Below are 11,142 nucleotides of genomic sequence, written 5' to 3'. Positions count from 1 at the left end.
GTAAGGAAAAACGATGACCATCAGACTCCGCCCGCTGGAAAGAGAAGATCTGCACTTTGTGCACCAGTTGGATAATAACGCCAGCGTCATGCGCTACTGGTTCGAAGAGCCCTATGAGGCGTTTGTTGAGCTGTCAGATCTTTACGACAAGCACATTCACGATCAGACCGAACGGCGTTTTGTCGTCGAGCATGAGGGGCAAAAAGCGGGAATGGTGGAATTAGTGGAGATCAACCATGTCCACCGCCGCGCCGAGTTTCAGATCATCATCGATCCGACACATCAGGGCAAAGGCCTGGCGACGCAGGCCGCCCGGCTGGCGATGGATTATGGTTTCTCGGTACTGAACCTGTATAAGCTCTACCTGATTGTCGATCAGGAAAACGAGAAAGCGATCCACATCTACAGCAAACTCGGCTTTGAGATTGAAGGCGTGTTAAAACACGAATTCTTCATCAATGGCGAGTACCGCAATACGATCCGGATGTGTATCTTCCAGCATCAGTACCTTGAACGGCATAAAACCCAGGGCAGCATGGTCAAACCCACGGCCCAGTAATCAGCCGCGCGCGCCAACCGGATTCATGTAAGGACGAGGATGCTCCGGCTCCAGGTTGTACATCCCTCCATAGAACGGATCGACCAGTAACCAGCCCGGTAAGCCAAGCAGTGGAATGTTCCCCAGCAGGTACCACAGGTTGGCGCGGGCCTCAATCGGTACCGTCACCGGCACATAGCCCGGGCTTTCCAGCATCAGCAAATAGTGCTTCTTGCCAAAGTAGCTGTGGTTGGATTTCTCCAGGATAACGGTTTTGGGCGTGTATCCTTCCGCAACCGGACGGCCGTTTTCATCCTGCACGGTAAAACGCGCGCCCGGCGGCTGCGAATCGATCAGGACCGATTGGGTTTCATTGCCAACAATGGTGGCGCAGCCGCTCAGGAGCATTGCGGCGGCGAGAGCCAAAATGTGCTGTTTCATGGAAGGGTCCGATAAAAGTCAGGAAGCACAGTGTAAACCGCCCTTCCCACCTTTTCATCTGTCTCAATCGGGCTATCATCGCCCGATTCTGCTGCTTTATTGCGGTTGACAATGCCGGGCAATAGCCGCGATGTCTGCAGGCGAGGTACGGCAACAGCCGCCAATTAACCGGGCACCGGACTGCTGCCACTCGGTAAACTTGTCATGCAAGGTGCAGCCAGAGGGGGCAGAATGCCAGGTTTTACTGCTGGCATCATACTGCTCACCTGAATTGGGATACACCACCAGCGGTTTGTCTGTCAGGCGCTGTAGCTGTTGTAAGGCCGGCGTAACGCTTTCCAGCGCGATACAGTTGATCCCCATCGCGACAACCTGCGGCTGCGCATTCAGATACGCGGCCACTTCATGCAGCGGCGTACCATCGCTGATGTGTTCGGCATCACGCAACGTAAACGAGAACCAGGCGCTGCTGTCAGGAAATTCGCCTAACAGGGCAACCAGCGCGCGCGCTTCAGCAAAGGAGGGCAGCGTTTCGCAGGCCAGCACATCCACGCCCGCCGCCAGTAAAGCGGTGATGCGTGGGCGATGAAACGCCATCATCTCGGCTTCGGGCAGCGCATAGTCACCCCGGTATTCCGAACCATCGGCCAGAAACGCGCCGTAGGGTCCGACAGAGCCGGCCACCAGCAGGATCGTTTCATCGGCCTGCGTCGCCAGATAATCACGACGGGCGCGGGCGGCCAGTTCAACACTTTGTCCGATCAGCGCCAAAGACTGTTGTTCGTCCAGGCCGCGCGCCGCAAACCCCTGCGGCGTCGCCTGATAGCTGGCGGTAATCGCGCAGCGCGCGCCTGCCGCAAAATAGTCGTAGTGCACCTGATAAATCAGCTCAGGGTTTTCCATCAATACTTTTGCAGACCACAAGGCATCCGCCAGATCACAGCCTCGGGCCTCAAGCTCGGTCGCCAGCGCCCCATCCAGAATCAACGGTGCAGACTGTTGTAGTGCGTGCGCAACAGGATTATGCGACATCCCTGGCCTCCTTAGCCTGTGTTTTTTTGTGCGTGACATGGTAAGCGGCATAGCAAAACAGCACAAACGGAATTCCGCACCACAGGGCGATGCGCTGCGAAGGATCGAATGCCAGCCCCACACAGGCCAGCAGGCAAAGCAGGAAGCCCAGGACTGGAGTGAGCGGATACAGCGGCGCGCGGTACACCAAATCCTGCAGCGATTTCCCCTGTTGCACATGACGCCTGCGAAAAACGTAGTGCGATGCGCAGATGCTTAGCCACACGGCGACCACCGCAAAGCCAGAGATAGCAGACAGCGCCACAAACACGGTATCCGGCGCGATAACACTGGAGAACAGCGCCAGCAGGCCACCTATCATACTGACCGTGATTGCCAGCAGCGGTACGCCGCGTTTGTTGACCCGGGCGAAGGCGCGCGGCAGCGTCTTTTCATTGGCCAGCGACCACAGCATACGGCCCGAGGCATACAAACCTGAGTTAGCGGCCGACAGGATGGCAGTCAGTATCACAAAGTTAATGATATCCGCCGCCCACGGAATGCCGATCTTCTCAAACACCAATACAAAGGGGCTTTTGACGATACCAGCCTGGTCCATTGGGATCAGCGCCGCCAGCACGAAGACCGTGCCGACAAAGAACAGGATTAGGCGCGCGACGGTGGTGCGAATCGCCAGCGGCACGACTTTCTGTGGATTTTCGGTTTCACCCGCGGCAATACCAATTAACTCGGTGCCGGAAAACGCAAAGTTCACCGCGACCATGGTCATGAGAATCGGCAACACGCCATTGGGCAGCCAGCCGTGAGCCGTGATATTACTTAATCCCGGCGCAGGCGTGCCGTCCTTCATGGGGATAAAGCCAAACATCGCCGCACCGCCCAGCACGATAAAGGCAACAATGGTGATGACTTTGATAATGGAAAACCAGAACTCCCCTTCGGCAAAGAAGCGGGTGGAAATCACGTTGAGCAGATAGATGGCAATACAGAACACGAGGCACCATATCCACACCGGCACGTGTGGAAACCAGTACTGCATACAGAACCCTGCCGCCGTGAGGCTCGAGCCCAACGCCACGGTCCAGGTCAGCCAGTACAGCCAGGCAACGGTATAACCTGTGGCCGGGCTCAGGTAGCGGGCAGCATACACGTGAAACGCCCCCGTTTCAGGCATGGCGACTGACAGCTCACCCAGACAGGCCATGACGAGCCAGACCACCAGCGCGCCAATCAGATAAGCCAGCAGCGTGCCTGCAGCTCCTGTCGTGGAAATAATATAGCCGGTATTAAAAAACAGGCCGGTGCCAATAACGCCACCCAGCGATAACATCACCAGATGACGAACTTTCATGGTTCGCTTGAATTGATCCTGCGAAGAAGTCGTCTGCTCGCTCATATACTCCATCCGTATGGACGTCTAAACATCTATATGCAGCAGATTTATACGCGTGACCGCGTTGAAATGCAACGGGCGAAGCGGTAACGCGTCGTCGGGAAGGGGTCGTTGCCCCGCGTTAACGGGGCGGGATGCGCTAGTCGAACACGCTCTGTATGTAGCGTTCCAGCGCCATTCGGGAACTGAATCCGTGGGGAATACCGTAATGTTCCTGAGAATCACCCGCCAGGTAGAGAGGGAACTGCGTGTAGTGATCACAGGTTTTCATTTCGGAAGCCGGGTCGGCAAACGGCTGACTTTTTTCTTTCAACGTTGGGTGGATTATCAGCGCCGTGCGCCCCATGCGGGCTTCGCGGTTAACATAAACATAGTTGTCGCCACGACGGTAGCCATAGGCACGTGGGGTAATTTCATCGACTTCAAAGCCTACTTTTTCCAGGACGCGCGCTACCTCATCTGGTCGTAAATACATGCTTGATCCTCTCCTCTTCAAAAGCCACGCAACCTTACATCAGCATGGCTGCACGGGCATTCGGAATTTTCCCTAAAGGGCCATTCCGCGCCTCGTTACGCAAAACGTGGTCTACACTAAGTATTACGTGTTAATTACAAGGGAGCCAAAAATGTTTAATCGAACGCAAAAAAACGATGACATTGATATCAATCAGGATGTGAACGAGCTGGCTGATTCACTTGAAGCGCTGCTTAAATCTTACGGCAGTGAAGCGAAAGATGAGGTTAATTCTGCACGCAGTCAGGCGGAAGCCTTACTGAAGCAAACCCGCGCGAAACTCAATGGCGGCGGTAACCGTGTCTCACAGGTTGCCCGCGACGCAGGTTATCAGGTTGATGCCTATGTGCATGACAAACCCTGGTATGGCGTAGGTATCGGCGCTGCCGTGGGGATTGTTCTGGGCGCGTTGCTGGTTTCACGCCGCTAATCCCTGCCTTATCGTTATCATCGGCCTCGCTCACTGAGCGGGGCTTTTTTGTGCCTGTTTTTTGCACAACCGGCTTTACAAATTTTTTTTTCGCGTTGCAGACCGCGCCGCGACTGACTTACCGCCCTCACCCCGATTAACCCTATATATAGTACGCTTGACCGCCAAAGGCACTACATCTAGTATTCATTTCATTGTCATCCCACAAGATGTTTGCAAGGACGAAGCCTGATTCAGGGAAATACACTTCGTTATCCGCAGCGGCACCGCAATGAGAGAGGAATACGAATCATGCGCATTATTATTTACACTAAAAACAACTGTGTCCAGTGTAATGCCACGAAAAATGCAATGGATCGCCACGGCATTGACTACCACCTGATCAACCTTGATTCACAACCTGAGGCGGTTGATAACCTCAAAGCGCTGGGCTACCGCCAGGTGCCGGTCGTGATGACCAGTGACGATCACTGGAGCGGATTCCGACCGGACAAGATAGCCCGCCTGTCTCAGTCTGTTGCGATCGGCGGGTAGCCACATGTTTCCACTGGTCTATTTTTCCAGCCAGTCGGAAAACACCCATCGGTTTATTACCCGTCTGGGTCTGCCTGCGTACCGCATACCGATTGATGGTAAGCAACAGCTGCATCTCCACCAGCCCTATATCCTGGTGGTGCCGAGCTACGGCGGCGGCAGTCATCGCGGGGCCGTGCCCAGACAAGTGATTCAGTTTCTCAATGATGACGTTAACCGCAGCGGACTGCGCGGCGTTATCGCTGCCGGTAACCGTAATTTTGGTGAAGGTTACTGCCTGGCGGGCGACATCATTGCTAAGAAATGTCAGGTTCCCTACCTGTATCGGTTTGAACTGATGGGAACCCCCGACGATATCGCCAATGTGAAAGCGGGAGTAACCCAATTTTGGCAACGACAGATACCCTCAACAACGTAGCGCTGGACTACCATGCGCTGAACGCCATGCTGAACCTGTATGACGCCGATGGCCGCATCCAGTTTGAGAAGGATCAGCAGGCCGCGCGTCAGTTTCTTATTCAGCACGTGCAACCTAATACTCAGCACTTCGCCAGCGTTGCCGAGCGCCTGCGCTATCTGGTGGCCGAAGGCTACTACGAAGCCGCCGTGCTCAATCAGTATGATTTTAACTTCCTGTGCGCGCTGCACGATGAAGCCGAGGCATGGGGCTTTGAGTTCAAAACGTTTTTAGGTGCGTGGAAATACTACACCAGCTATACGCTAAAAACCTTTGATGGAAAGCGTTACCTGGAAACCTTCGAGCAACGTGCCTGTATGGTAGCGCTGACGCTGGCGCAAGGGGATGAAGCGCTGGCACGATCGGTGCTGGAGGCCATCCTGAGCGGGCGTTTTCAGCCCGCGACGCCGACGTTCCTCAACAGCGGCAAGCAACAGCGCGGCGAGCTGGTCTCCTGCTTCCTGCTGCGTATTGAAGACAATATGGAGTCGATTGGCCGGGCGGTGAATTCTGCCCTGCAGCTGTCAAAACGCGGCGGCGGCGTGGCGTTTCTGCTGTCGAACCTGCGCGAGTCCGGCGCGCCGATTAAGCGCATTGAAAATCAGTCTTCCGGCGTCATTCCGGTGATGAAGATGCTGGAGGACGCGTTTTCCTATGCCAATCAGCTTGGCGCACGTCAGGGTGCCGGGGCGGTCTGGCTCAATGCGCACCATCCAGACATTTTGCGCTTTCTTGATACTAAGCGCGAAAACGCGGACGAGAAAATCCGCATTAAAACGCTGTCGTTGGGCGTGGTGATCCCTGACATTACGTTCCAGCTCGCCAAAGAGAATCAGCCGATGGCGCTGTTCTCGCCCTACGATGTTGAGCGGATATACGGTCAGGCGTTTGGGGATATCAGCATCAGCGAAAAATACCAGGCGATGCTGGCGGACGACAGAATCCGTAAAACCTATATCCAGCCGCGCGATTTCTTTCAGACGCTGGCGGAAATCCAGTTTGAATCGGGCTATCCCTACATCATGTATGAGGACAGCGTCAACCGGGATAACCCGATTGCCGGTCGCATCAATATGAGCAACCTTTGCTCAGAGATTTTGCAGGTGAACAGCGCCAGTGAATTCAATGAGGATCTCAGCTATCGCCGGATGGGAAAAGACATCTCCTGTAACCTTGGTTCGCTGAATATTGCCCATGCGATGGACTCTGGCGATTTGGCGCACACGGTGGAGACGGCAATACGTGCGCTAACGGCGGTGTCAGATATGAGTGATATCGGTTCGGTTCCCTCCGTGGCAGAAGGCAATCGCCGCTCCCATGCTATTGGCCTGGGCCAGATGAATCTGCATGGCTATCTGGCCCGCGAAGGCATCGCCTATGGTTCACCGGAAGCGCTGGATTTCACCAACCTCTATTTTTACTGTGTGACCTATTATGCGCTGCGCGCCTCAAATCAGCTGGCAAAAGAGCGCCAACAGGCCTTTGATGGCTTTGCGGCGTCAACCTATGCCACCGGTGCCTATTTTGACAAATATCTGCAGTGTGACTGGCAACCGCGTACGCCCCGCATCGCTGCCCTGTTTGCCAGTGCGGGCATCACCTTACCCACGCAGGATGACTGGTTGGCACTGCGGGACTCGGTGATGGCGTCCGGTTTGTACAATCAGAATTTGCAGGCGATACCGCCCACCGGTTCGATCTCTTACATCAATCACGCCACGTCCAGTATTCATCCGATTGTGTCGCGAATAGAGATCCGCAAAGAGGGTAAAACCGGCCGTGTTTACTATCCGGCGCCCTTTATGACCAATGACAATCTGGAACTCTATCAGGATGCTTACCAGATTGGGCCGGAAGCCATTATTGATACCTACGCTGAGGCGACCCGGCATGTGGATCAGGGCCTGTCATTAACGCTTTTCTTCCGGGATGACGTGACCACGCGCGACATAAATAAAGCGCAGATTTACGCCTGGAAAAAAGGGATCAAAACGCTTTACTACATTCGACTGCGCCAGATGGCCCTGCAAGGCACTGAAGTTCAGGGCTGCGTCTCCTGCGCACTGTGAGAACACATTATGCAACTCAGACAAATTCAAGCCATTAACTGGAACCGTATTCAGGATGAGAAAGATCTTGAGGTATGGAACCGTCTGACCAGCAACTTCTGGTTACCGGAAAAAGTGCCGCTGTCCAACGATCTGCCTGCCTGGCAGACGCTGGATAAACAGCAGCAGCAGCTGACTATTCGCGTGTTTACTGGCCTGACGCTGCTGGACACCATTCAGAACGTGCTGGGTGCACCGGGATTAATGCCCGATGCGCTGACGCCGCATGAAGAGGCGGTGCTGTCGAATATCAGCTTTATGGAGGCGGTACATGCCCGCTCATACAGCTCGATTTTTTCGACATTGTGTAACACCAGCGATGTGGATGCCGCTTATCAGTGGAGCGAAGAGAATCAGGCGCTGCAAAACAAAGCCGAGATCATCCTCACCCATTACCGTGCTGACGATCCGTTGAAGAAAAAAATTGCCAGCGTTTTTCTGGAGTCATTCCTGTTCTATTCGGGATTCTGGCTGCCGATGTACTGGTCCAGTCGTGGCAAACTGACCAATACCGCCGACCTGATTCGGCTCATCATCCGTGATGAAGCGGTACACGGCTACTATATCGGCTACAAGTACCAGAAAGCCCTTGAGCAGGTTGATGAAGGTCGCCGCGAAGCCTTGCAGCAGTTCGCCATTGATTTGCTGCTGGCGCTGTATGAAAACGAGGTGGTTTATACCGAAGCGCTTTATGGCGATGTCGGCTGGGCGGAAGAGGTCAAAACCTTCCTGCACTACAACGCCAACAAGGCCTTGATGAACCTGGGCTACGAAGCGCTGTTCCCGGCAGAAATGACCAACGTCAACCCGGCGATTTTGTCTGCCCTGTCCCCTAACGCAGATGAAAACCATGATTTCTTTTCGGGCTCGGGTTCTTCCTATGTGATGGGAAAAGCGGTAGAAACCGAAGACGAAGACTGGAGTTTTTAGTGAACCCTGTGCCGTGATTCTGCGGCACAGTCATTAATCATTAATGACACTGATTTATAATCCGTTATTTCAGCCTTATCGCTATCATTATTTCTTATCCCTTTCCTCTGATCCTCACGCCATTGTGGCAATTCCCTTCGTCTGAGCAGGCTAATTATCTGCTATTTCTCAAATAAATCACAAAAAATTCATCTTCCCTCATCCCTTGTGAGCACTGGAAATTATCGACATGACGGGTAATTTTTAGCCATGGATATTTCACGTCAGGGTTGACAGATAATCTGAGTATGTCAGGTTATAGCCTGCTTAAATTCGACCAGGACACGTCATTTCACATTAAAATAATTTAATCAGGGCTTCACTATCGCATGACAATTAAATTAGAAGTAAAAAATCTTTATAAGGTATTTGGCGATAATCCACAGAGGGCATTTAAATATATTGATAAGGGCTGTGGCAAAGAGGAGATACTCGCAAAGACAGGCTTGTCGTTGGGTGTCAAAAATGCCAGTCTGGCCATTGAAGAAGGCGAGATATTCGTCATCATGGGGTTATCCGGTTCAGGAAAATCCACCATGGTTCGCCTTCTCAATCGTCTGATAGAGCCGACGCGCGGCCAGGTGATTATTGACGGTGTCGATATTGCGAAAATATCGGACAGCGAACTGCGGGAGGTTCGCCGAAATAAGATCAGCATGGTGTTTCAGTCATTCGCATTAATGCCGCATCTTAACGTGTTAAATAATGCCGCGTTTGGTATGGAATTAGCCGGAACGCCCCTGGTGGAACGGCAGGAAAAAGCCCTTGAGGCGTTGCGTCAGGTTGGGCTGGAAAATTATGCCCATGCCTATCCTGATGAGCTGTCAGGCGGAATGCGTCAACGTGTAGGTCTGGCTCGTGCTTTAGCCATTAATCCCGATATTTTATTAATGGATGAAGCCTTCTCTGCGCTCGATCCCTTAATTCGTACCGAAATGCAGGATGAGCTGGTGAAATTACAGGCCAGACATCAGCGCACCATCGTGTTTATTTCACACGATCTGGATGAAGCCATGCGCATTGGCGACCGCATTGCCATTATGCAAAATGGCGAAGTCGTCCAGGTGGGTTCACCTGACGAAATTCTGAATAATCCGGCCAATGATTACGTCCGTACGTTCTTCCGCGGTGTCGATATCAGCCATGTTTTCAGCGCTAACGATATTGCACGCCGTAATGCTGGCGCGCTGATCCGTAAAGCGGCCGGTTTAGGCCCGCGCTCGGCCATAAAACTGCTGCAGGATGAAGATCGTGAGTTCGGCTACGTGCTGGAAAAACAGAAATTCATCGGTGTAGTGTCAACCGACTCTCTTAAAGCGGCGCTGGCGGCAGGACAAGGGCTGGAAAGCGCCCTGCTCGACGCGCCCACGGCGGTTCCTGCCACGACCTCGTTAAATGAACTGCTCTCACATGTGGCGCAGGCACCCTGTGCCGTTCCGGTGGTGGGAGAAGAAAATCAATACGTCGGCGTGATCTCCAAAAGCACGCTCTTACGTGCTTTAGATCGTGAAGGAGCCAGCAATGAGTAAAGAGACATCAACCCCATGGGATAACGCGGCGGCAACGGATACACAGAGCAGCCAGAATAGCGATCCCTGGTCTGGTGCCGCAGACCAGAGCAGTGCCGCCGACAGCAGCCATCATGCAGCCACCGGCGGTGCAGATGCGTGGGGCACCCCGGATGGCAGTGCCGCGACAGGCTCCACCAGCAGCACCGACTGGTTGAACAACGCGCCCGCGCCCCAGGCTGACCATTTCTCGCTCATTGACCCCTTCCATAAAACCTGGATTCCGCTGGATCACTGGGTAACCGAAGGGATCGACTGGGTGGTGAATCATTTCCGCCCGGTCTTTCAAAGTATTCGCGTGCCGGTGGATTATATCCTCAGCGCGTTTCAACAGCTGTTGCTGGGTATGCCCGCGCCCGTTGCTATCGCGCTGTTTGCGTTAATCGCCTGGCAAATCGCCAGTCCGGCAATGGGCATTGCCACGCTGATTTCGCTGATCGCCATTGGCGCTATTGGTGCCTGGTCGCAGGCCATGATTACCCTGGCGCTGGTGCTCACGGCCCTGCTGTTTTGCATCATCATTGGCTTGCCGATGGGGATCTGGCTGGCGCGCAGTGAACGCGCGGCAAGAATTGTGCGCCCGCTGCTGGACGCGATGCAGACCACACCGGCCTTCGTTTATCTGGTTCCGATTGTCATGCTGTTTGGTATTGGTAATGTGCCGGGCGTTGTCGTCACCATTATCTTTGCCCTGCCGCCGATTGTCAGGCTGACCATTCTGGGGATCAAGCAGGTTCCTGCCGACCTGATCGAAGCCAGTGAGTCCTTTGGTGCCAGCCCGCATCAGCTGCTGTTCAAAGTCCAGTTGCCGTTGGCGATGCCAACCATTATGGCCGGCGTGAATCAGACGCTGATGCTGGCGCTGTCGATGGTGGTGATTGCCTCCATGATTGCCGTCGGTGGACTGGGCCAGATGGTGCTACGCGGCATTGGTCGTCTGGACATGGGCCTGGCCTCCGTGGGCGGTGTCGGCATCGTGATTCTGGCCATCATCCTTGACCGCCTGACCCAATCGGTGGCGCGTGACAAACGCAGCCGTGGCAGCCGCCACTGGTATCACACCGGGCCAATTGGCCTGCTGACACGTCCCTTCCGTAAATCCTGAACAGTAAAGGCGGCCGTTATCTGCCGCCTTTAACGCGACAACAAAAACGAGGA

Annotated in this window: 12 protein-coding genes; 8 read left to right on the top strand and 4 right to left on the bottom strand. The window is 54.1% G+C overall.

Annotated features, from left to right (window positions below):
* Positions 1 to 13 precede the first annotated feature (13 nt).
* Positions 14 to 559: a spermidine N1-acetyltransferase gene (speG, locus tag CMR03_RS22960; RefSeq protein WP_013026855.1), complete on the top strand. Its 546-nt coding sequence runs from the start codon at positions 14 to 16 to the stop codon at positions 557 to 559.
* Here speG and CMR03_RS22955 read toward each other — a convergent pair whose 3' ends face one another.
* From CMR03_RS22955 to CMR03_RS22940, 4 genes are all read right to left on the bottom strand, one after another.
* The gene (locus CMR03_RS22955) at positions 560 to 979 is read right to left on the bottom strand and encodes a hypothetical protein (RefSeq protein WP_063880675.1); all 420 of its coding nucleotides are present in this window, start codon (positions 977 to 979) and stop codon (positions 560 to 562) included.
* A 96-nt stretch (positions 980 to 1,075) separates the two neighbouring features.
* Positions 1,076 to 2,011: a homocysteine S-methyltransferase gene (gene mmuM / locus CMR03_RS22950; RefSeq protein WP_096012746.1), complete on the bottom strand. Its 936-nt coding sequence runs from the start codon at positions 2,009 to 2,011 to the stop codon at positions 1,076 to 1,078.
* Complete coding sequence (gene mmuP / locus CMR03_RS22945; RefSeq protein WP_063880677.1) at positions 2,001 to 3,407, bottom strand: S-methylmethionine permease; 1,407 nt, start codon at positions 3,405 to 3,407, stop codon at positions 2,001 to 2,003. The genes mmuM and mmuP overlap by 11 nt, the downstream gene beginning before the upstream one ends.
* 136 nt (positions 3,408 to 3,543) lie before the next feature.
* On the bottom strand, positions 3,544 to 3,879 hold the full coding sequence (locus CMR03_RS22940) for a DUF2002 family protein (RefSeq protein ID WP_063880678.1): 336 nt from the start codon (positions 3,877 to 3,879) through the stop codon (positions 3,544 to 3,546).
* Positions 3,880 to 4,030: 151 nt separating this feature from the next.
* Between CMR03_RS22940 and CMR03_RS22935 the strand changes: the two genes are divergently transcribed.
* The 7 genes from CMR03_RS22935 to proW all read left to right on the top strand — a co-directional run bounded on the left by CMR03_RS22935 (position 4,031) and on the right by proW (position 11,089).
* Complete coding sequence (locus CMR03_RS22935) at positions 4,031 to 4,348, top strand: DUF883 family protein (protein WP_063880679.1); 318 nt, start codon at positions 4,031 to 4,033, stop codon at positions 4,346 to 4,348.
* A 291-nt stretch (positions 4,349 to 4,639) separates the two neighbouring features.
* On the top strand, positions 4,640 to 4,882 hold the full coding sequence (locus tag CMR03_RS22930) for a redoxin NrdH (RefSeq protein ID WP_063880680.1): 243 nt from the start codon (positions 4,640 to 4,642) through the stop codon (positions 4,880 to 4,882).
* A gap of 4 nt (positions 4,883 to 4,886) precedes the next feature.
* The gene (gene nrdI / locus CMR03_RS22925) at positions 4,887 to 5,300 is read left to right on the top strand and encodes a class Ib ribonucleoside-diphosphate reductase assembly flavoprotein NrdI (protein WP_063880681.1); all 414 of its coding nucleotides are present in this window, start codon (positions 4,887 to 4,889) and stop codon (positions 5,298 to 5,300) included.
* Entirely contained in the window at positions 5,270 to 7,408 is a 2,139-nt protein-coding gene (nrdE, locus tag CMR03_RS22920) for a class 1b ribonucleoside-diphosphate reductase subunit alpha (protein ID WP_074181034.1), read from the top strand. The genes nrdI and nrdE overlap by 31 nt, the downstream gene beginning before the upstream one ends.
* A gap of 9 nt (positions 7,409 to 7,417) precedes the next feature.
* Positions 7,418 to 8,377 (top strand): class 1b ribonucleoside-diphosphate reductase subunit beta, encoded by a 960-nt coding sequence (gene nrdF, locus CMR03_RS22915; protein WP_063880683.1) that lies wholly within the window; start codon positions 7,418 to 7,420, stop codon positions 8,375 to 8,377.
* A 368-nt stretch (positions 8,378 to 8,745) separates the two neighbouring features.
* Complete coding sequence (proV, locus tag CMR03_RS22910) at positions 8,746 to 9,945, top strand: glycine betaine/L-proline ABC transporter ATP-binding protein ProV (RefSeq protein ID WP_096012745.1); 1,200 nt, start codon at positions 8,746 to 8,748, stop codon at positions 9,943 to 9,945.
* The gene (gene proW, locus CMR03_RS22905; RefSeq protein ID WP_096012744.1) at positions 9,938 to 11,089 is read left to right on the top strand and encodes a glycine betaine/L-proline ABC transporter permease ProW; all 1,152 of its coding nucleotides are present in this window, start codon (positions 9,938 to 9,940) and stop codon (positions 11,087 to 11,089) included. The genes proV and proW overlap by 8 nt, the downstream gene beginning before the upstream one ends.
* Positions 11,090 to 11,142: the final 53 nt, after the last annotated feature.

The organism is Pantoea allii, from assembly GCF_002307475.1.
GTDB lineage: Bacteria > Pseudomonadota > Gammaproteobacteria > Enterobacterales > Enterobacteriaceae > Pantoea > Pantoea allii.
This window is presented reverse-complemented; position numbering and strand designations above follow the sequence as displayed.